The sequence below is a fragment of the Ruegeria haliotis genome (assembly GCF_013377785.1).
Lineage (GTDB): Bacteria > Pseudomonadota > Alphaproteobacteria > Rhodobacterales > Rhodobacteraceae > Ruegeria > Ruegeria haliotis.
In genome coordinates, this window is the sequence record NZ_JABXWT010000001.1 from 315,694 (window position 1) to 336,768 (window position 21,075).

20 protein-coding genes are annotated in these 21,075 nt (G+C 58.0%); 12 read left to right on the forward strand and 8 right to left on the reverse strand.

Going from position 1 to position 21,075, the window contains the following annotated elements; all coding sequences use genetic code 11:
* Positions 1–332: 332 nt before the first annotated feature.
* The 3 genes from HW561_RS01610 (at position 333) to HW561_RS01620 (ending at position 2,991) form a co-directional block, all read left to right on the forward strand.
* Positions 333–704 (forward strand): helix-turn-helix domain-containing protein, encoded by a 372-nt coding sequence (locus HW561_RS01610; protein ID WP_176861475.1) that lies wholly within the window; start codon positions 333–335, stop codon positions 702–704.
* 45 nt (positions 705–749) lie between these two features.
* A complete protein-coding gene (gene hisN, locus HW561_RS01615; protein ID WP_176861476.1) occupies positions 750–1,541 on the forward strand; it encodes a histidinol-phosphatase in 792 nt (263 codons plus the stop codon).
* A 115-nt stretch (positions 1,542–1,656) separates the two neighbouring features.
* On the forward strand, positions 1,657–2,991 hold the full coding sequence (locus tag HW561_RS01620) for an 8-oxoguanine deaminase (RefSeq protein WP_176861477.1): 1,335 nt from the start codon (positions 1,657–1,659) through the stop codon (positions 2,989–2,991).
* On the opposite strand, the gene guaD is transcribed toward HW561_RS01620, so the two are convergent.
* The gene (guaD, locus tag HW561_RS01625; protein WP_176861478.1) at positions 2,988–4,277 is read right to left on the reverse strand and encodes a guanine deaminase; all 1,290 of its coding nucleotides are present in this window, start codon (positions 4,275–4,277) and stop codon (positions 2,988–2,990) included. The two genes, HW561_RS01620 and guaD, sit on opposite strands and share 4 nt — an antisense overlap.
* 139 nt (positions 4,278–4,416) lie before the next feature.
* Between guaD and mgtE the strand changes: the two genes are divergently transcribed.
* Positions 4,417–5,811: a magnesium transporter gene (gene mgtE, locus HW561_RS01630; RefSeq protein WP_176861479.1), complete on the forward strand. Its 1,395-nt coding sequence runs from the start codon at positions 4,417–4,419 to the stop codon at positions 5,809–5,811.
* Positions 5,808–6,365, forward strand: a complete 558-nt coding sequence (locus HW561_RS01635; RefSeq protein WP_176861480.1) for a 5-formyltetrahydrofolate cyclo-ligase — start codon at positions 5,808–5,810, stop codon at positions 6,363–6,365. The genes mgtE and HW561_RS01635 overlap by 4 nt, the downstream gene beginning before the upstream one ends.
* Positions 6,366–6,368: 3 nt before the next feature.
* Here the strand turns inward: HW561_RS01635 and HW561_RS01640 are convergent, their stop codons facing one another.
* Positions 6,369–6,599, reverse strand: coding sequence for a putative hemolysin (locus tag HW561_RS01640; protein ID WP_211198489.1), 231 nt, complete (start codon positions 6,597–6,599; stop codon positions 6,369–6,371).
* Between the two features lie 134 nt (positions 6,600–6,733).
* Here HW561_RS01640 and HW561_RS01645 point away from each other — a divergent pair, with 134 nt between their 5' ends.
* The 3 genes from HW561_RS01645 to HW561_RS01655 all read left to right on the forward strand — a co-directional run bounded on the left by HW561_RS01645 (position 6,734) and on the right by HW561_RS01655 (position 10,256).
* On the forward strand, positions 6,734–7,546 hold the full coding sequence (locus HW561_RS01645) for a TIGR00282 family metallophosphoesterase (RefSeq protein WP_176861481.1): 813 nt from the start codon (positions 6,734–6,736) through the stop codon (positions 7,544–7,546).
* Positions 7,547–7,632: 86 nt separating this feature from the next.
* Positions 7,633–9,411 (forward strand): SLC13 family permease, encoded by a 1,779-nt coding sequence (locus tag HW561_RS01650; protein WP_176861482.1) that lies wholly within the window; start codon positions 7,633–7,635, stop codon positions 9,409–9,411.
* A gap of 98 nt (positions 9,412–9,509) precedes the next feature.
* A complete protein-coding gene (locus HW561_RS01655; protein ID WP_176861483.1) occupies positions 9,510–10,256 on the forward strand; it encodes a YbaY family lipoprotein in 747 nt (248 codons plus the stop codon).
* A gap of 9 nt (positions 10,257–10,265) precedes the next feature.
* Here HW561_RS01655 and HW561_RS01660 read toward each other — a convergent pair whose 3' ends face one another.
* From HW561_RS01660 to HW561_RS01675, 4 genes are all read right to left on the reverse strand, one after another.
* Complete coding sequence (locus HW561_RS01660) at positions 10,266–11,927, reverse strand: FAD-binding dehydrogenase (RefSeq protein ID WP_176861484.1); 1,662 nt, start codon at positions 11,925–11,927, stop codon at positions 10,266–10,268.
* A gap of 11 nt (positions 11,928–11,938) precedes the next feature.
* Positions 11,939–12,796, reverse strand: coding sequence for a bile acid:sodium symporter family protein (locus HW561_RS01665; protein ID WP_176861485.1), 858 nt, complete (start codon positions 12,794–12,796; stop codon positions 11,939–11,941).
* 72 nt (positions 12,797–12,868) lie between these two features.
* Positions 12,869–13,603 (reverse strand): glutamine amidotransferase, encoded by a 735-nt coding sequence (locus HW561_RS01670; RefSeq protein ID WP_176861486.1) that lies wholly within the window; start codon positions 13,601–13,603, stop codon positions 12,869–12,871.
* A 16-nt stretch (positions 13,604–13,619) separates the two neighbouring features.
* Positions 13,620–15,392 (reverse strand): SLC13 family permease, encoded by a 1,773-nt coding sequence (locus HW561_RS01675; RefSeq protein WP_176861487.1) that lies wholly within the window; start codon positions 15,390–15,392, stop codon positions 13,620–13,622.
* 110 nt (positions 15,393–15,502) lie between these two features.
* Here HW561_RS01675 and HW561_RS01680 point away from each other — a divergent pair, with 110 nt between their 5' ends.
* Both HW561_RS01680 and HW561_RS01685 read left to right on the forward strand, forming a co-directional pair.
* On the forward strand, positions 15,503–16,243 hold the full coding sequence (locus HW561_RS01680) for a YebC/PmpR family DNA-binding transcriptional regulator (protein ID WP_176861488.1): 741 nt from the start codon (positions 15,503–15,505) through the stop codon (positions 16,241–16,243).
* Between the two features lie 179 nt (positions 16,244–16,422).
* Entirely contained in the window at positions 16,423–17,712 is a 1,290-nt protein-coding gene (locus HW561_RS01685) for an MFS transporter (RefSeq protein ID WP_176861489.1), read from the forward strand.
* Positions 17,713–17,741: 29 nt separating this feature from the next.
* Here HW561_RS01685 and HW561_RS01690 read toward each other — a convergent pair whose 3' ends face one another.
* On the reverse strand, positions 17,742–18,431 hold the full coding sequence (locus HW561_RS01690; protein WP_176861490.1) for a nitroreductase family protein: 690 nt from the start codon (positions 18,429–18,431) through the stop codon (positions 17,742–17,744).
* Positions 18,432–18,435: 4 nt separating this feature from the next.
* Positions 18,436–19,353 (reverse strand): LysR family transcriptional regulator ArgP, encoded by a 918-nt coding sequence (locus HW561_RS01695; protein WP_176861491.1) that lies wholly within the window; start codon positions 19,351–19,353, stop codon positions 18,436–18,438.
* A gap of 86 nt (positions 19,354–19,439) precedes the next feature.
* Here HW561_RS01695 and HW561_RS01700 point away from each other — a divergent pair, with 86 nt between their 5' ends.
* Together HW561_RS01700 and HW561_RS01705 are read left to right on the forward strand one after the other, a co-directional pair.
* Positions 19,440–20,039 carry a LysE/ArgO family amino acid transporter gene (locus HW561_RS01700; protein WP_176861492.1) on the forward strand — a complete coding sequence of 200 codons (600 nt, stop codon included), beginning with the start codon at positions 19,440–19,442 and terminating at the stop codon, positions 20,037–20,039.
* Between the two features lie 40 nt (positions 20,040–20,079).
* Positions 20,080–20,988, forward strand: a complete 909-nt coding sequence (locus HW561_RS01705) for a DMT family transporter (RefSeq protein WP_176861493.1) — start codon at positions 20,080–20,082, stop codon at positions 20,986–20,988.
* The last annotated feature ends 87 nt before the right edge of the window (positions 20,989–21,075 follow it).

Consider the following 21,075-nt stretch of genomic DNA (forward strand, 5'->3'; position numbering starts at 1 on the left):
CCTCCCTTTTTGGGAATAGGCGCGCGCCAATCCGAAATTGTCAATCAGATTGGCAGGGGGCAGAATACAGACACGCGGGTAGCTTTCCTTTTCACCGCAATTTTGGAACAGCAGGGGGAGGTTTCGCAACGACACAACCACAAACCCTTGTAGATTGTTTCCGATTCAACCTTCTTGAAAAAAAACTCAAAAGCGGCAATATAGGTAGTCAGTGCTGTTTCGGGGGGTGGCACGATCCAAATTAGGGGGCGATTAACTGCAGCCCGCTAATGTTGCGATCACGGATGTCGCGCATTCCCGTACAGATGTTTGTGTAGTAGAGGAGAATACCAATGACTCATCACGTCGATGTCCATGTGGGCAAGCGCGTCAGACATCGTCGCTGGCTGATTGGCATGACCCAGCAACAGTTGGCGCAGCAAGTTGGTATCAAGTTTCAACAGATTCAGAAATATGAAACCGGTGCCAACCGAGTCAGCGCATCCCGCCTGTGGGACATCGCCGAGGCATTGGATGTTCCGGTCAGCTTCTTTTTTGAAGGCCTGGAAGAGGTCAACAAAGAAGACGCAGGGAAAAAGTCGGTACCTGCTGATCTCATGGGTGACAAGGAAGCGTTGGATCTGGTCCGTTCATATTACGCAATTCCGGAAAATCAGCGTCGCCGCCTGTTTGAATTGGCTCGGGTGCTCAGCGACGTCGCCTGACCCGACTGGCTTGACTCTGGGGAGCATTGGTCGCACGGGTGACGTATGCAACGAACCCCACTGAGTGATATGGAAATCGCAGAAGAAATGGCTGACGCAGCGCGCGCAGCCATTCTTCCGCATTTCCGCAATAGCAATCTTGAAACATCCAACAAGCTGGCGGACGGGTTTGATCCTGTAACCGTTGCGGATCGCGCGGCAGAGAAAGCGATGCGGGAGGTCCTGATCCTACACCGCCCGGACGATGGCATATTGGGCGAAGAGTTTGGGCGGGTTGCTGGCAACAGCGGACGTACTTGGGTTCTGGACCCGATTGATGGAACACGCGGTTTTATCAGCGGGACACCGACATGGGGGGTCTTGATTGCGCTTAGCACGCAGGATGGGCCGGTTATGGGCGTGATCGATCAGCCCTATATCGGCGAACGGTTCGTGGGCTCTGCTGATATGGCCCATGTCATCGGCCCCTTGGGAACGTCTGCTTTGAAAACCCGAGCCACCAAGACATTGGATCAGGCTATTTTGTTCACGACGTTTCCGGAAGTCGGAACACCAGAAGATATGGCCGGGTTTCAGGCCGTGTCCAAACAGGTTCAATTGACGCGGTATGGCATGGATTGTTACGCCTATGCTTTGCTGGCTGCCGGCCAGGTCGACCTGGTGATCGAATCCGGGTTGAACGCTTATGACATTCAGGCACCAATCGCCGTTATTCAAGCGGCAGGTGGCATTGTGACTGATTGGCAAGGTAAACCGGCCCATAATGGCGGGCGGGCTTTGGCAGCGGCCAACCCTGACATCCACGCGGCCGCGTTGGAGATAGTGCGCCGCTTCTGATATCTGTTGCTGTGGGGGCAAGCGGCAGATACACTGAACCAAGCTGGTTCTTGTGCCCGTTTTCCACCAGCCTTCGCACTCCTTGCATGAGACGGGCAGATGCAGGAGGGCACCTATGGCCGACATTCTGATAAAAAACGCCGACTCTATTCTGACGATGGACGACACCCGGCGCGAACTTTCTGGCGCCGATATTCTGATCCGCGGCGGTCAGATCGCGCAGATCGGGCACGCGTTGACCACAACCGGCGAGGTTCACGACGCCTCAGGCTGTGTCGTGACACCGGGCTTGGTCAATACGCATCATCACCTCTATCAAACGCTGACCCGCGCGGTTCCCGGTGGGCAGGATGCGTTGTTGTTTGGCTGGCTGCAGACGCTTTACCCGATCTGGGCGCGCTTTGGACCGGAAGAGATGTTCACGTCGGCTCAAATTGGTCTGGCCGAACTGGCGCTGTCCGGCTGCACACTCAGTTCGGATCACCTGTATCTATACCCCAATGGATCACGGTTGGAGGATACTATTGCCGCCGCAGCCGAACTCGGTTTGCGGTTTCATCCGACACGCGGCGCGATGAGCATTGGTGAAAGGGATGGCGGCCTGCCACCGGACAATCTGGTTGAAGCAGAGAGCGATATCCTCGACGACATGATCCGCGTCGTCGATGCCTTTCACGATCCTGCCGACGGTTCCATGTGTCGGGTTGGCCTTGCACCTTGTTCACCATTCTCAGTCAGTCGAGAGTTGATGCGCGATGCTGCCCTGCTGGCGCGGGACAAAGGCGTGATGTTGCATACGCATCTGGCCGAGAACGACGAGGACATCGCCTATTCTCAGGCTCAGTTCGGCTGTCGGCCGGGGCAATATGCCGAAGAGCTGGGATGGACTGGTTCAGATGTCTGGCATGCGCATTGTGTTAAACTGGATTGGGCAGAGATTGATCTGTTCGCCAGAACCGGAACTGGGGTTGCCCATTGCCCCTGTTCGAATTGTCGCCTCGGCTCGGGTATTGCCCCGGTGCGAACCATGCGGGACCAAGGCGTGAAGGTAGGTCTTGGTGTGGATGGGTCCGCCAGCAATGACACTGGCAACCTGATGCTTGAAGCGCGGCAGGCCATGTTGCTGCAACGTGTGGCGAATGGGGCAGATGCCATGTCAGCCCGCGAGGCCCTCGAGATTGCCACGCGCGGCGGCGCAGATGTGCTGGGCCGTCCGGAGTGCGGGCGCTTGATGCCGGGGAAACGGGCCGACATTGCGATTTGGGACACGCATTGCATCGAAAGCGCAGGCAGCTGGGATCCAGCTGCCTTGCTTTTGGCTGGGCCGATGAAGGTCAAACATTTGTTTGTCGAAGGACGTCAAATTGTCCGCGACGGGCAAATTGCGACGCTGGAGCTGCCTAGGGTGATCGAGCGACAGAACACGTTGGCACGCGCGCTTCAGGGCTAAAACCCGGCTGGCCGTCCGCCGATCCAGACCTCGGAAATCGCCCGATCATCGCCCATCATGATGGTCGGGAAAACGGCTTCCCAGATGTCGTCGGCATGCGCTTCGCGTTGCGCAATGGCTGGGGTTGAGGCGAGATCCAGTACGATCAGATCCGCCTCCATCCCCGGTGCGATGTTACCGATACGGTCATCCATGCGCAGGGTCCGTGCCGAGCCGACAGTGCCGAGCCACAGCAATTGCGCCGGGTGCAGGGGCCGCCCGCGCAATTGGCCAATTTCATAGGCTGCAGCCATCGTGCGCAACATGGAAAAGCTTGACCCGCCGCCGGTATCCGTGGCCAGTCCGACGCGATGCCCGTCATGGATCAGGCCGTTCATGTCAAAAAGGCCCGACCCGATAAACGTGTTCGACGTTGGGCAATGGACCAGCGCTGCATCAACTTCGCGCAGTCGGTCACGCTCCCGGTCTTCCAGATGAATGACGTGACCGTAAAGACCGTTCGTCCCCAGAAGGCCGAATTTTTCATAAGTATCAAGGTAATCACGCGCGTCAGGGAACAGGGACCGGACCCATTCTATTTCGTCCGTCTGCTCGCTTAGATGGGTCTGCATCAGGCAATGTGGATGCTCGGCCCAGAGGGCGCCCATCGCTTCCAGTTGTTCTGGAGTGGATGTGGGCGAAAACCGTGGGGTGATTGCGTAGGATAACCGGTCGACACCGTGCCATTTCTCCAACAGCGCTTCTGACTGATCGTAGGCGGTTTGAGCCGTATCTCGCAGCCCGTCAGGCGCGTTGCGATCCATACAGGTTTTGCCCGCCACAACGCGCTGTCCACGGTTTTGGGCAGCGGTGAAGAAGGCATCGACACTCTCGGGGTGTATTGTGCAAAAACTGCACATGGTCGTCGTGCCATGCGCCGTGGTCAGGTCGAGATAGCGGTTGGCGATTTCCGTCGCATAATCGATATCACCGAACTTCATCTCCTCGGGGAAGGTGTAGGTATTCAACCAGTCGATCAACCGCTTGCCCCAACTCGCGATCATTGCGGTCTGCGGGTAGTGAACGTGGGGATCAATGAACCCGGCCATGATCAACCGGGCGCCATAATTTCTGACGTCGGCATCGGGATGGGCGCGGGTCAGATCGTCCGCAGTCCCCAGCGCCGACACGCGCCCATCCTGGATCAAGACGGCTTCGTCCAGTCTGGCTGCGTCGGTTGGCTCACCCTCAAAGGGTGATCCGTCAAAACTCAGAACGCGCCCTTTCAAAAGCGTTTTTTGCGCCATTTTCCCTATTCTCCACCTGTTTGGGGTCGCTCTACAGCATAGGCGGGCGAAAGTTGCGGGTAAATCGGACCATTGTCATTGTTTTCCGGTAGCTGCTTCTTCTATTTAGGGACCAATCGCGGAAAAAAGGGGGCAGCGCATGACGACAGGCATTGACGAGGCCAAGCCAGACCAGCCCCGGGAAGATGACGCCTATGCGCTGGATCGCCGGACTGTTGCGGCGATCCTCTACGCGGTGGATGTGGATGACCGCGCCAAGCTGATCGAGCTGATGGAACCGCTGCACGCCGCCGACATCGCCGACCTTCTGGAACAGATCAACGCGTATGATCGCGCCCGCCTGATCCGGCTGTATGACAAGGAATTCGACGGCGATATTCTGTCCGAGCTGGACGAGGCCGTTCGCGAAGAGATTATTGGCGTTCTGAACCCCGACGTTCTGGCCGAAGCCGTGCGCGAGATGGAAAGCGACGACGTCGTCGACTTGCTGGAAGATCTGGAAGAGCCGCAGCAGGAAACCATCCTGGAGGCGCTGGAAGATTCCGAACGGATTGCGGCTGAACAAGCACTGTCCTATCCGGAAAACTCTGCTGGCCGCCTTATGCAGCGTGAAGTGGTTATGGCACCCGAACACTGGACGGTGGGGCAGGCCATTGATTTCATGCGCGCAAATGATGGCCTGCCCGAGCAGTTCTATCACATCGTTCTGGTAGATCCCCGGCTTAAACCTGTCGCTCAGGTCACGCTGGGCAAATTGATGGCCACACGGCGCGATGTGCCGTTGCACGACATCTCGGAAGAGGAATTCCACGTTATCCCCGCCGATCAGGACGAAGAGGATGTGGCCTACGCTTTCAATCAGTACCATCTGATCTCGGCCCCCGTTGTGGATTCGGACGGTCGACTGGTTGGGGTAATCACCATTGATGACGCCATGGTTGTTCTGGATGAGGAATACGAAGAGGACATGCTGCGTCTCGCAGGTGTCAGCGACGAAAGCTCGCTGTCCGACAGTGTTGCGGCGACCAGCAAGCGGCGCTTGCCATGGCTGGCGGTCAACCTGTGTACCTCCATCTGCGCGTCGCTGGTGATTTCGCAATTCGAGATGGCGATCGATCAACTGGTGGCGCTGGCCATTCTGATGCCGATCGTGGCGTCGATGGGGGGCAATGCGGGCACGCAGTCCCTGACCGTTGCGGTACGCGCGTTGGCGACGCGTGACCTGACCCAATCCAACGTGGCACGGGTGATCCGGCGCGAGCTGTTGGTGGGCATGCTGAACGGGCTGTGCTTTGCCACCATATTGGGAACTGTCGGGATGCTCTGGTTCGACTCGCCGCTGTTGGGGGTCGTGATCGGGTCTGCATTGGTCGTGAACATGATCATCGCAGGCTTTGCAGGTACGGTAGTACCGGTGGTGCTGGATCGGTTGGGCGTTGACCCGGCGCTGGCGTCAGGAACCTTTGTGACAACGACGACGGATGTCATGGGGTTCTTCATCTTTTTGGGGCTTGCCAGCGTGGTGCTACTGTGACCGATCTGACCGAAATCAAAGCAGCTGCCCGCAAGGCGGCCTTTGCCCGCCGCAAGGCCGCGTTCGATATGCGCCCGCCGGGTGCAGCAGGGCGTCTGTCCGAGGTGCTGGCCGGGCATCGCGGGGTGCCTTTGTCGGGCTACATGCCGATCCGGACCGAAGTTGACCCTCTGCCCGCAATGGCCGAAGCTTCGGCCTATGGCTCGGTAGGCGTGCCGGTGATTCAGAGGGCGGGGCAGGCGCTCCGCTTCTCCCGCTGGACACCGGAAGGTAAGCTGAAAGATGGCCCGTTCGGGGCTAAAGTGCCCGAGCTTGATGACTATTTCGATCCAGAGATCCTGATCGTTCCGATGGTTGCTTTCGACGCACAAGGCGGCAGGTTGGGATATGGCGGCGGGTTCTATGACCGTACGCTGGAAGGGCTGCGCGCGAAACGACCCACGTTAGCCATAGGTTTTGCCTTTGACGCACAAGAGGCCGACAATCTGCCACTTGAGCCGACCGATCAGCCGCTGGATATGGTGATCACCGAAAGCCGGGTGCTGACGTTCTAGGCCTCAGTTCTCGAAGTGGCTGCGCAGGTAATCCCAGGCATCCACCTCGGTGCCGTCAGTCAGAATGCAAACGCCATACTCGCTGCCATCGGAGTTCTTGCGAATTTGGTACTCTCCGTCATTCTCGATGCAGAATGTGGCGGCCGGGTTGGCCATTGTTGTCTTTGTCGTGGTCTGTGCCAAAGCGCCTGTGGCGATCAAGCAGGCGATTGCGGCAACTGCAATGCGTTTCACAAAATTCTCCGTCAATATGAATTCGTGCGTTTCAGATTGGCATCTTTGTGTGTGATTGCAATACCGCTTTGATAGCCAGTTATTTGCACGGTTCCGCCTTGTTATTGCCGTGCTCAGCCCCTACGACCCCGGATATGAGGATTTTGTTTCTGGGTGATGTCATGGGTCGTGCGGGTCGCACGGCCATTCAAGAACACCTGCCGCGTCTGCGTGAAGACTGGCGGTTGGATTTCGTCGTGGTCAATGGCGAGAACGCCTCGAACGGGATGGGACTGACTGGCGATCACGCCAAGCTGCTACTGGATGCCGGGGCTGATTGTGTGACCCTTGGGGATCATGCATTCGATCAAAAGGATATGTTGCAGTTCATCGAGAAAGAACCGCGCATCGTGCGCCCGGTGAACTTTGCCAAAGGAGCTCCGGGACGGGGCCATCGCCTTTACACTGCGCCGGGTGGGCGCAAGGTGCTGGTTGTGCAGGTGCTGGGACAGGTGTTCATGAAGCGGCCGTTTGATGACCCGTTTTCGGCCATTGAGCCGATCCTGAAGTCCCATCCCCGCGGCGGACAAGCGCAGGCAATCATCGTGGATATGCACTGCGAGGCGACCTCGGAAAAGATGGCCATGGGGCATTATTGCGACAAGCGTGCCAGCCTCGTTGTGGGAACGCATACGCATGTCCCGACCGCGGATTCTCAGATTCTGCCGGGCGGCACGGCGTATCTGACTGATGCGGGCATGTGCGGTGACTACGACTCGGTCATTGGGATGGAAAAACAGGAACCGATGCGCCGGTTCATCACCGGAATGCCCAAGGCGCGGTTTACCCCTGCCAATGGCGAGGCAACGCTAAGCGGCGTGTTCGTCGAGACCGATGACCGCGATGGTCAGGCCAAATCGGTGCGTATGGTGCGCGTGGGTGGACGTTTGGAACAGGCGGGTCCGTAAACGACACGACGGGCTTGCCCTGTCGCGTTCAATGCGTGAAACTACCGGTCAGGCGCTTGGGCCAGGGTTCGGACAGAATACCACGAATGCAATTCCTTCCACTGACAGAAACCGGCAGCGCAATTCTGGCGCTCATGATTGTTGTGGGCATGTTCATCATGTTCCTGCGCGAGGTCTATCCGACCGAAGTGGTCGCCATCGGCGGCGTCGCCCTGATGCTGGTCACAGGCATCTTGCCGTATCAGAACGCGCTGGCGGTTCTGTCTAACCCCGCCCCTTGGACGATTGGCGCTATGTTCATCATCATGGGGGCTTTGGTTCGAACCGGGGCGCTGGACGCCTTTACCTCGACCGCGCAGAGACAGGCACAGGTGAACCCCCGCGTCGCCATAGCGTTGCTGATGGCATTTGTCGTCATTGCCTCGGCCGTGGTGTCGAACACACCGGTTGTGGTGGTGATGATCCCTGTCTTCATCCAGATCGCGCGCACGTTGAATGTTCCCGCCTCAAAACTGCTGATCCCGCTCAGCTATGCGGCCATTCTGGGCGGGACACTGACGTTGATCGGCACATCGACCAACCTGCTGGTGGACGGCGTTGCGCGCGCGCAGGGTATGAAACCGTTCACGATTTTCGAAGTCACACCTCTGGGCATCGCTCTGGTGATCTATGGCATGTTCTATTTGCGCTTCATCGCACCCCGTCTGCTGCCTGAGCGCGACAGCATGGCCTCGATGCTCAGCGACCGGTCAAGGATGAAGTTCTTTACCGAGGCAGTGATCCCGCCGGAAAGCAATCTGATTGACCGCGAAGTCACGGGCGTACAGTTGTTCAAGCGCCCCGGCGTGCGTTTGATCGACGTGATCCGCGGGGACGAGTCGTTGCGGCGCAATCTCAAGGGCGTCATGCTCAAGGTTGGTGACCGTGTGGTTCTGCGCACCGAAATGACCGAGTTGTTGAGCCTTCAAAGCAACAAAGAGCTCAAGCGTGTGGATCAGGTTTCGGCAGTGGAAACCAAAACCGTCGAGGTTCTGATCACGCCGGGTTGCCGCATGGTGGGCCGCACGCTAGGCGCGCTGCGTCTGCGCCGTCGATACGGTGTTTATGTGCTTGCGGTTCACCGCCGAAATCAGAACATCGGCCGCCAGTTGGATGAATTGGTCGTCCGGGTCGGTGATACTTTACTGCTCGAAGGTGCCCCGGCTGATATTCAAAAGCTGGCGGCGGACATGGATATGGTGGACGTGACCCAGCCATCGGCCCGGGCGTTTCGCCGCAACCATGCACCGATCGCGATTGGGGCGCTAGCCGGGATCGTGGTGCTGGCCGCGCTGGGCATTGCGCCGATCCTGCTACTTTCGATCCTTGCCGTTGCTGTTGTTCTGCTGACCCGCTGTATCGACGCGGATGAAGCATTTTCCTTTGTTGAGGGTCGGCTGCTTGCGCTTATTTTCTCGATGTTGGCCATCGGGGCAGCGTTGAACAGTTCGGGCGCAGTGTCCCTGATCGTTGAAGCCATCGCTCCGGGCTTGAGCACGTTGCCGCCATTCCTGATCATCTGGGCGGTCTATCTGCTGACCTCGGTTCTGACTGAGCTGGTGTCCAACAATGCGGTTGCCGTTGTGGTGACGCCGATTGCCATCGGGTTGGCACAGGCGGTCGGGATCGACCCTCGACCGCTTGTCGTGGCCGTTATGGTCGCTGCGTCAGCGTCGTTTGCAACACCGATCGGATACCAGACCAACATGATGGTTTACGGCCCCGGCGGATACCGGTTTGTGGATTTCATGAAAGTTGGCATCCCACTGAACCTGACGGTTGGTTTTCTGGCGTCCTTGCTGATCCCGTTGATCTGGCCGCTCTGACATCGGCGCAGATCTGCCGCTTGATGCACAAAAACCTTGCAAATGGCCACGGACACACAATCTTTTGTGAATGTGATTTGCAAAAGGGGATTTTGACCATGCTCGGAACCGGAAAGGCCTTGTTGGCCAGCACTGTGATTTGGACTGCTCTGAGCGGTGCAAGCTTTGCTGGAACGGTTGAAGGATCAGCCACCTATCGCGAGCGGATTGCGGTTCCACCCGATGCGACCCTTTTTGTCGAACTTCAGGATGTCTCATTGGCGGATGCGCCCGCCGTTACACTTGCCGCGCAACGGTATGTGGTGAGCGGCGTTCCGGCCCAGTTTAAGCTGACTTTTGATGATGCACTTATTCAAGACCGCCACCGCTATGTAGTGAGGGCGTCGATCAGTCAGGGACAAAAACTGCTCTTTACCACCGACACAGCCTATCCCGTTTTGACCGACGGGGCAGGGAATTCGGCCGATTTGGTGCTGGTGCAGGCGCAGACACAGGTGCAGGGGACAGCTATGTTGGAGAATACGCAATGGACTGCCGCTGTGTTGAATGGCGCACCTATTGAAACGGAAAAACACCCGGAAATCTCGTTTGCACAAGATGGGGCCTTTGCTGGCACCGGAGGGTGCAACCGTTTCAGTGGACAGGCAGAGATTTCAGGCAACCGGATAGAGTTTCCCGATAACATGGCGGCAACTCTGATGGCATGCCCGCCGCCGTTGGACGAGGTTGAGCGGCAATTCCTGAAAGCGTTGCAGAGTGTCACCACTTTTGCGGTGCAAGGCGACGCGCTGGCTTTGCTGGACGCCACAGGTGAGCCTGTCATCAAACTGGTACGCAAACAGTAAGGCAGGCCCTCAGGCGACGGCCCTTGATCGCCCTGCGTTGCGGCCCGAAAAGATGCAGCCACCTAAAAACGTACCTTCCAGTGCGTTGTACCCGTGATAGCCACCGCCTCCGAACCCGGCGACTTCGCCAGCAGCAAACAGGCCAGGCACGACCTGACCGTCAGCACCAATCATCTGGCTGTCAAGATTGGTCTGAAGCCCGCCCAGTGTCTTGCGGGTCAGCACGTGCAGTTTCACTGCGATCAGCGGACCATTGTTAGGGGCAAGGAACCTATGAGGTTTCGCCGTGCGGATCAGCTTATCTCCGCGATAGTTGCGCGCCGCCAGGATCGCCATCATCTGTGCGTCCTTGGAGAACGGATTGTCGACTTGTGAATCGCGTGCCTCGATCTGGGCACGCAGATGGCTCTCGTCAATCAGGCCGCCACCCAGATGATTCATACCGTTGACCAACTCAGTCAGAGTGTTCGCTACCACGAAATCTTCACCCTTGTCCTTGAACGCTTCAACCGGAGCGGTGGCTTTGGACCCTGACAGGATGCGCTGGCGGATGACTTCTTTCCAACTGCCCGAGGTGAAATCAGGGTTTTGTTCCGACCCGGACAGGGCGAATTCTTTCTTGATCACCTTCTGCGTCAGAACAAACCAGCTGTATTCATAGCCGGTTTTCAGAATCTCGCGCAGGGTACCCAGCGTATCGAATCCCGGCAGACATGGCGGCGCCAGTCGGTTGCCTTCGGCGTCGAACCACATCGAACTGGGCCCCGGCAGAATACGGATGCCGTGGGATGGCCAGATCGGATCCCAGTTCCGCACACCTTCGGTGTAATGCCACATGCGATCACCGTTGATCACGTGCCCGCCCGCCTTTTCGCTGATGGGGATCATCCGACCGTCGACGTGGAATGGCACGCCTGCCACCATGTCTTGCGGTGGTTCGCCCAAACGGTCGCGGGGCCAGCTCTTGCGCACCATCTCAAAGTTGCCACCGATCCCGCCAGACGTGACGATGACGGATGGGGCGTATACTTCGAACTCACCCATTTCATCCCGGTTGGTCTGGCCTCCGCGCTGGGCGGGGTCATCGGCCAACACTTCGCCCGACACACCTTTGGCCGTGCCGTTCTGCATGATGATATGGCTGACCTGATGTCGGAATTTCAACTGGATTAAATCGGCGCTGATGTGATCACGGATCCGGCGAATAAAATGCTCCAATACGCCCGGTCCGGTGCCCCACGTGATATGAAACCGAGGGACCGAGTTGCCGTGCCCGTCCGCAAAGGACCCGCCGCGTTCCGCCCAGCCCACAACCGGGAACCAGCGTAGGCCCATGTCGTGTAACCATGGGCGCATCTCGCCAGCGGCGAACTCGACATAGGCCTCGGCCCACTTTCGGGGCCATAGGTCATCTTCCCGGTCGAACTGCGCGCTGCCCATCCAATCACGTAAGGCCAGATCCTGACTGTCGCGGATGCCCATGCGGCGCTGTTCCGGCGTGTTGACCATGAACAACCCACCAAGGCTCCAGAACGCCTGACCGCCCAGAAAGTGCTCGGGCTCCTGATCGAGGACGATCACTTTCTTGCCGCGATCACCCAGCTCTGCCGCTGCCGCCAATCCGGCCAGGCCGCCACCGACAACAATCGCGTCTGCAGTGTTATTGGTCATCAGGTGTCCTTTCAGCGGTTGCGGAACCAGGCGAGAAACGGGATTGCGACGGCGTACATCGTGATGCCGTAAACGGCTGAGGGCAGGGCCAACGGGCTGAACCCGCTGTCTGTGCTGGTGATCAGCGCTGCCAATGTGATGCCTAGCGTCGAGTTCTGAATGCCGGTTTCGATCGAGATCGTCTTGCATTCGCTCCATGATAGGTTTGCAGCCCGCGCCAACCCCAGTCCGATCAAAAGCAAGGCAACATTCAACGAAATCAACCCGGCACCCATGATGCTCAGATTGTCCACAAAAAGCTGCCAGTTTCCAGCGAGCGCGGCGATCACGATCAGGACGAAGAGAACGGTGGCGAGTTTCGACAGGGGGGCATCAATGCGGTTCGCCAATCCTGTCGCGAAATGACGGAGGCTGACACCGATGGCGACGGGCAGAGTCGTGATCAGGAACATCGCGAATGCCAGACCACTGATCGAAACGTCGGGGCCGGCTTCTCCCATGAAATGGGCGATCGACCAGGCAGCAAGAACAGGGACGGTCAGAATTGAAAGCAGGCTGATTACAGCTGTCAGGCTGACCGAGAGCGCAACATCGGCTTTGGCCAGTTTCGACAGGATGTTGCTTGTGACGCCACCCGGGCAGAAACTCAGCAGCATGAAGCCAACCGCGATTTCAGGGGGTAGCGAAAACAGTTTGATGGTGATGAAAGCTGCGACAGGTAGCAAGACGACCTGACACAACGCGCCGATGGCAAACGGATATCGTCTGCTAAGAACGCGCCTGAAATCGGCTATCTCCAGCCCAATCCCCAGAGACAGCATGATAATGGCCAGCGACACAGGCAGGCCGACATTGATAAGCAGATCCAAGAACAACTCCTCCCAAAGCCGTTCGGATCAGCCTATGCGAGGCGGGTTCCAACAGGCAACCGCGCCGTTGGGTCATTCATAGCGTTGGGCAAATCGGCGCAGGATTTCGCCGGGTTGCGTGACATCGGCGGCATGGCATTGATCAATCAGGGGCTGCGCGTCCTCAGGTGGGAAATACCCGTGGTCTTTGTAGATGTTGATGCGTTGCTCAAAGTCTTTCGCATCCGCTTCGGGGTGGAATTGTGTGGCATAGACATTCTGACCCCAACGGATCATCTGAAACGGGCAGGGATCCGATGCCACAAGATGCACGCACCCTTCAGGCAGAGTTTGAACAGCCTCCTTGTGGCCAACAAAGGCCTCGAAGACCGGGTCCAACCCCGCTGTCAGAGGGTCTGCTGCCCCATCATCCGTCAGGTGGCAGATCGAGGGACCGACAGGCTCGCCATACTGATCCTTGCTGACGGAGCCACCCAAATGGGCTGCCAGGATACCAAGCCCGTAACAACACCCCATGAAGGGATGATCATGCGCAGTAATCTGCGGCATCAGCCCCATGATGGCACTTTCAATTCGAGCATCCAGTTCGGATTTCGCAGACGGATCATCACTGATACAGCCAGGACCGCCCCCGACAATGACACCCGCATAGCTGGTGACATTCAAATCTTGCGGCAGGTCTTCGCAATCCAGGCGTATGCGATGCGTTTGTTCCGGCGACAGGCCGGTCTTGTCCAGAATGGAGGCATACTCGGCATCCGAGGCATCACTTTCCGGGCGCAGTTGCAGGATCAGAAAACGTTTCATGCGCTGCCTTTACCCGTCAAAGCGGCCAGAAGACAAGGATGGCCGGAACCGAGACCGCTATGATCAGAATCTCCAAAGGCAGACCCATGCGCCAGTAATCCCCGAACCGATACCCTCCGGGGCCCAGAACCAGAGTATTGTTCTTATGACCGATCGGCGTCAGAAACGCGGCAGAGGCCGCCACTGCAACTGTCATCAGGAACGGGTCAGGCGACACCTCCAAAGTCCGCGCCATCTGAATGCCAACCGGTGCGGCAACGATGGCTGTGGCCGTGTTGTTCAAAACGTCCGACAGCGTCATGGTGACGATCATCAGGACAGTCAGAATGGCCCATGCTGGCAGGCCATCGGTTAATTGTATCAGCGCGTTTGCGATCAGTTCGGTGCCGCCCGACGTCTCCAAGGCGCTGCCCAGCGGGATCATCGACCCCAGTAAAACCACGACTGGCCACTCGATGTGGTTGTAGATGTCAGAGATTGGCATGATCTTGGTCAGCACATAGGCGATCACCACCAACCCCAAGGCGACTGGCAGATAAATCAATCCGACACTGGCCGCCAGAACGGCGGCTGCGAACAGACCGATGGCTAGCCACGCCTTGTCGTTGGCCGTCACGTTCAGACCGCGCTGGGCCAGCGGCAGGCAGCCTAACCATTCGGTGACGTCCACCCCTCGGTCACGGGGACATAGCAGCAGCAGGATGTCCCCCGGCTCAACTTCGGTCTTGCGGACCTGTTCTGTGATCCTGCGGCCCTGACGCGAGATGCCCATCAACACCGTGCTTTGACGCCAGGCCAGGCCAAGCCCCTGTGCCGTGCGACCAGCGATCCGAGCGCTTTCGGGGACGACAACTTCGATCACTTCAAGGCCGTCACCCTCGGCTGTCAGCAGTTCCTGTCGGCGTGTGTCCGAGAAATCGAGGTTCAATGCAGCGCGAAATTCGTCCAGTGCTTCGGGGCTGGCCTCCAGCACCAGCGCATCGCCTTCGCGGAGCGTGGCATGGGCAGATCGCCCATAGCGCCGCTTGCCATCGCGGATCAGACCGATGATCGCTACATCGGATTTCTCGGCGACTTCATATAGTTCGCTGACACGTTTGCCGATGTGGGGGGCTTCGGGCGGAATGGTCAGTTCCGCTATGTACTCGGCAAGCGTTTCTGATGTTTCGGCCTCTGGGCCCCGGTTGGGGATCAACCGCCACCCGATCAGCGACACAAAGGCCAGCCCGGCAATTGCAGCAATACCGCCGACGGGGGCGAAATCGAACATGCGGAATGGCTCGCCCAGTGTTTCGGCCCGGATTGAGGCGATAATGATATTGGGCGGTGTTCCGATCAGGGTCGCCATGCCGCCCAGAATGGTGGCGAAACTCAGCGGCATCAGCGTCAATCCCACCGACCGTCCTGCCTTGCGCGCGGTCTGAATATCGACCGGCATCAGCAACGCCAGCGCCGCCACGTTGTTCATGAAGGCCGACAGCACGGCCCCGATGCCGCCCATCAGCGCAATATGCGCGCCCAACCCACGCGATGCGTCGACCAGAGTTCGGGTGATCAGAAACACCGCCCCCGACCTGACAAGCCCCGCCGAAACCACCAGCACCAGAGCAACGATGATCGTGGCGGGATGTCCAAATCCGGCAAAGGCGTTGTCCGTGGGCACTACCCCTAACGTTACACCAACCATCAGCGCGGCAAAGGCCACAAGGTCATAGCGAAACCTGCCCCAAAGCAGCATTCCGAATACAGTGGCGAAAAGGGCAAAAAGAATGATTTGATCTGTCGTCATGCCGCCAACATACCCGGAGGTGGGCCTTGGGCAAGCCGCTCTCTTGATCCCCAGCCCCGCAAACGTCTATATGTGCGCCAAATACGCAATCACTATCACGAGGACGCAATATGGCAGGCCATTCCAAATGGGCCAACATCCAGCACCGCAAGGGGCGTCAGGACGCCGCGCGGTCCAAGCTGTTTTCCAAGCTGTCGAAAGAAATCACCGTCGCCGCCAAGATGGGCGATCCGGATCCCGACAAGAATCCACGCCTGCGTCTGGCCGTGAAAGAGGCCAAGTCGCAATCAGTTCCGAAGGACGTGATCGATCGCGCGATCAAGAAATCGCAGGCGGGCGACGGCGACGAATACGAAGAAATCCGGTATGAGGGCTATGGCCCCAACGGTGTAGCTGTGATTGTCGAGACAATGACCGACAACCGTAACCGCACCGCATCGACCGTACGCTCGACCTTTTCCAAGAACGGGGGCAATCTGGGTGAGACCGGTTCGGTCGGGTTCATGTTCGAACGCAAGGGTGAGGTCGTTTATCCCGCCACCGCAGGCGATTCCGATGCAATCTTTGAGGCTGCCATCGAAGCAGGTGCTGAAGATGTCGAAAGCTCGGAAGATGGTCACATCATCTGGTGTGCCGATACAGACCTGAACGAGGTATCCGGTGCGCTTGAGACCGCCTTGGGCGAATCCGAGTCCACCAAGCTGATCTGGAAACCCACCACAACGACAGAGTTGGGGCTGGACGACATGCAAAAGCTGATGAAGCTGGTCGATGCACTGGAAGATGATGATGACGTGCAGCGGGTGACCACCAATTTCGATGCGACAGACGATGTCATGGCGCAGCTCTGAGCTACGCTGACCTCTTGCAACAAAACCCGGCCATTTGGTCGGGTTTTTTATTGTGAACCCCCGCTGTTCAATCGGTTATTGGCCGCGACAGTCGAACCTTATAAGCTAAAGCTTAGGTTAAACGATGTGAAAGGCCGGGCGGCGCTTGAAGTCATGCGTTGCATCAAGACTGCAAACCCATGGCGACCGAACTCTCTGAACAGGCAAAACGCAACGTCCCGGTCTTGACCGGGCAAAGCATTCTGTCTCAGGTCGCCTGGACTCTGGGCAGCCCCTCAGTTGTACTGTCGTTCCTTGCCGTTTCCTTTGAACTGCCGATGTTTATCGCGGGGGCGCTGGTCTCTGTACGGATGATCGGAAGCATGATCGCGGACTTTTTCCTGGCGCAATCAATTGCGGCCAAACAGCAAAAGAAACGCGGGATCGCGATGACCGAATTTGCCATTGGCGCCTGTTTGGTTCTGGCAATGGCTGTTGCGTCGACTGGGATAGTGCCCTTGACCGCAGTCGCCTTTATCGCGGTTTTCTTTCTGATCGGTCTGGTCGACGAGATTCAGAACCTGATGCTGACGGATCTGCTTGGCGATCATGTGCAATCGAAATCTCGAATGATCATGCACTACCTGCAACTTGGGGCTGGTGGTCTTGCTGCAATCGGCCTTGCGCTGCTGGTGCATGAGATCACCAAAGAGAACCCGCCTTTTTCCCGGCACTCGGCAGTCATCGGCGTGTCCTTCGCCTTTTTTGTGCTGTCCGGTCTGGCTATTTTGGCAATGTCCGAAGCGGGTGGTCAAAAAGACCGACAACCTCTCTCGGCGCCCGGGCGAAAAATCTCGATCTCCGCCAATATCAAAACTATTCGTGGCATGTTCGACTACGCTTGGTTTCGGCGCTATTTGGTTATGCGAATGCCATTGGTGGTCGTGTCGCTTTCGGTTCCATTCTTTGCCCTGATCGCAGCCGAAGCACACCATGCCTCGGCCAAGGGATTGACGGCGATGATCGTTTCCTCGGCATCGGGGTATCTGGTGTCCGCACCGCTATGGCAGCTGGTAAATATGAAGTCACATCGTGCCGTCATGGTTGCCGGAACGCTCTTGGTGGCCCTTACGGGGACGGTTCTTCTGATCTACCACTATCTGGGGCTTGATCACGAGGTGCATCTGCATGCGATTGCCCTGTTTGTTGCGACCGTTGCGGTGACGGGCATCAGTAGTGCCCGCAAACTATATTTCCTGGACGTCGCGCCCAAGGAACTGCGTGTTCAGGGATCGGCCGCGATCAAGAGCCTTGTCCGGGTGTCCGCTGTCATCGTCTCGGCGGCTTTGGCCGGAATCGCCCATATGCACGAAGTCGCGCTGGCCGTTGCGGTCATCGTCATTGCCAGCCTGATCGCCAGCATCGCATGCTACCGCATGGTTGTTCCACATACAGATGATACGACCGGGCAACAGAAGGTAGCAGAGTAGCAATTGCATGCACTCTGACCTTTTGAGGATCAGAAAAAGGACGAAATCTCCTCAAGCGGCTTTTTCAGCTTTGCCACAGCCGGAACAGTTGCGGTCTCTGACGGGTGTCCGACGGCGATGATCATTGTCGGTTTTTCTGAGGCTGGCCGGTCCAGTGCATCGTTCAGAAACCGCATCGGGTTGGGGGTATGGGTCAGAGTGCTCAGCCCCGCGTGATGCAAGGCGGCCAACAGGAAACCGGTGGCGATGTTTACGCTTTCGGGCACGTAATAGTTCTTGTAGCGGGTCCCGTCTTCGAACTGCCCCCACCGCTGGGCAAAAACCACGATCAACCATGGGGCCACTGTCAGATGTTCCTTGACCGCGTTGGTGCCGATAGGTTCCAGCGCCTTGATCCACTCGTCCCCAGCGCCGCCTTCATAGAACCGCCGTTCTTCTTCTTCGGCCTCGGCACGGATACGCTGTTTCAATGCGGGGTCCGAGATGGCGGCAAAATGCCAGGGTTGATGGTTTGCCCCCGAAGGCGCGGTGCCCGCTGTACGCAGACAGGCTTCAATAACTGTCCGGGGGACCGCGCGGTCGGTGTAGTCGCGTACCGTGTGCCGCTGACGCATCTTATCATAGAAGGCCTGCGCCGCGTTCTGCATTCCGGAATCACTGATCTCACAGCGGTCGGGAAGAAGGATTGGGTCGTAGCTGAGGGCATCGCGTGAAAACATGAGGTTACTCCGAAGGTTTGCCCTTTATCCGGCGGCTTGGAGCCGGGATCAAGACCTTGCGCGCAGCGTGTTGGACCGCGCGGGTCAACGGGGCCAGAGCAGGGGCCAGAACACGACCAACCTGCCAGGTCAGCGCCACATCTAAATGTGCGTTGAAGACAATGGTGCACAAGCGCCCGTCCTCCAGCTCTTCACGCACCAGCCCTTCGGGGTTCATCCCCCACCCAAGCCCTGCAATCGCGGCATCAACAAACCCTTGCGAAGATGGCAGAAAGTGTGACGGTGGTGAGATACGACTTCCTGCCATGTCTGCGATCCACGCTTTTTGCAGGCCATCCTTTCGGTTGAACACAAGGCAGGGTGCGCGACTCAGCGATTTGGCATTCACTCCGTCGCCAAACCATCGTTCTGTGAATTCCGGGCTGGCGGTCGGCAGGTACCTCAGCGTTCCCAGCGCGATGGCGTCGCAGCCTGTCACCGTCTGGCCGCCGACAGTGATAGCCGCGCTAACTTCACCGCGCCGCAGCCATTCTGCCGAATAATCCTGATCGTCAACCACAAGATCGAACAGCATATCGGGAACCTGCGCCATTGCGTCGATGAACCATGTGGCCAGACTGTCCGCAGGCACAGCGATACGCACCCGAGCGGGTCCAGACCCCTGTTCCAATGTCAATTCGCGGGCCAGCTGCGCCTCAAGCAGACCTATATCCTCGGCATATTGGGCTATGCGCAACCCCGCCGGAGTTCCGGTGCAAGGAGAACCTCGGTTGATCAGGGATGCGCCGATGCGATCCTCCAGCGCTTTGATCCGTTGCGAGATGGCCGAGGGCGTCACAGCCAGTTCAGCCGCCGCCGCATCAAAGCTGCCATGGCGCAGGATGGCGGAAAGGGCCGACAATTGGTGGGGGTCCAGCAACATTAGATCAACTTAACTCGGGTCAGCATCTTTAATTTGATAGATCGGACAGAGGGCTTTAGTCAAACACTCCGAACTCAGGAGGAAACATGTCCACATCCCTCATCGCTGGTTTTGCGCTTGGATTCAGTCTGATCCTTGCCATCGGCGCGCAGAATGCCTTTGTCCTTAAGCAAGGGCTACGGCGCGAACATGTTTTCATACTGTGCCTGACTTGTGCAGTGTCCGATGCCATCCTGATTGGCGCTGGCGTTGCGGGCTTCGGCACTCTGGCGCAGGCCGCGCCCTGGTTTGAGACCGTGATGCGATATGGTGGCGCGAGTTTCCTGACATGGTATGGGATGCGCAGCTTCTGGTCGGCTTGGCAGGGTGGGGCCGCGCTTGAGGTCGGTAATGGACAGCGCACCAGTTTGCGCGCCACATTGCTGACCGTACTGGCTTTCACCTGGTTGAATCCGCATGTGTATCTGGACACGGTTGTTCTGATCGGCTCGATCTCGGCGCAGTACGATGATCGACTGGGATTTGCCATCGGCGCAATGACGTCCAGCTTTGTCTTCTTCTTTTCTCTGGGATACGGGGCTAGGGTTTTGTCGCCCGTTTTTGCCCGTCCGCGGGCCTGGCAGGTACTGGATGTGATCATCGGTATTGTCATGCTGGGTATCGCATTGAAACTTGTTATCATGTGAAGGGTTGTTCCCGGCCGGGTTTCGGTGTTCAACCGAGTTTATGACAACACTTGCCGCCTCAGCTCGTCCCGTCGCGGGCATGTTCTGGATGTTTACCGCCGGGCTGTCTTTTGTCGTGATGACCGCGCTTGTGAAGTCTCTGGGAACCACGATGGACCCCATTCAGGCGGCATTCTTGCGCTATGTGTTGGGTCTGGTGTTTCTGTTGCCCGCTCTGCGTTCGATCATGGCAACACATCTCACGCGCCGACACCTGACGCTGTTCGGGTTACGCGGTATTATCCATGCGGTCGCCGTCATGCTGTGGTTCTTTGCCATGACCCAGATCCCCTTGGCTGAGGTCACGGCCATGAATTATATGACGCCTGTCTACGTGACCTTGGGTGCCGCGTTGTTTCTTGGAGAGAAGCTGGCGTTTCGCCGGATTGCCGCCATTCTGGTCGCGCTGGTGGGCGTTCTGATCATCTTGCGTCCCGGTTTTCGTGAAGTGTCGGCCGGCCATCTGGCCATGCTGGGGACAGCACTGACATTGGGTGGGTCTTATCTGCTGGCCAAGCTGCTGGTGCGGGATATTCCGCCATCGGTGATTGTCGCCCATTTATCAATCTGGGTTACGATAGCCTTGATCCCCTTTGCGATTGCCGTTTGGATCCCACCCAGCCTGCGGGATCTTGGCGTGCTGTTTCTGGTGGCCAGCTTTGCCACCGCGGGTCACTACTTCATGACCCTGGCCCTGCAGGCAGCGCCAGTGGCGGTCACGCAACCCGTCACGTTCCTGCAGTTGATCTGGGCGACTATTTTGGGTGCTTTGGTTTTCCACGAAGGTGTCGATGTCTGGGTTGTGGCCGGGGGGACGCTGATCCTCGCCGCTGTCAGCTTCATCTCGTGGCGCGAGGCGGTATTGAATCGCAGGGACTTGACGCCCCCGAGCATCGCGCCCAAGCTGTAGGTCCGGCGCCTCTCAGATTGTTATTGATTGACGAGTCAATAAAAACCCCCTAGCGTCTTATCCTATAGCGTGTGTTCAGGGGGTAGC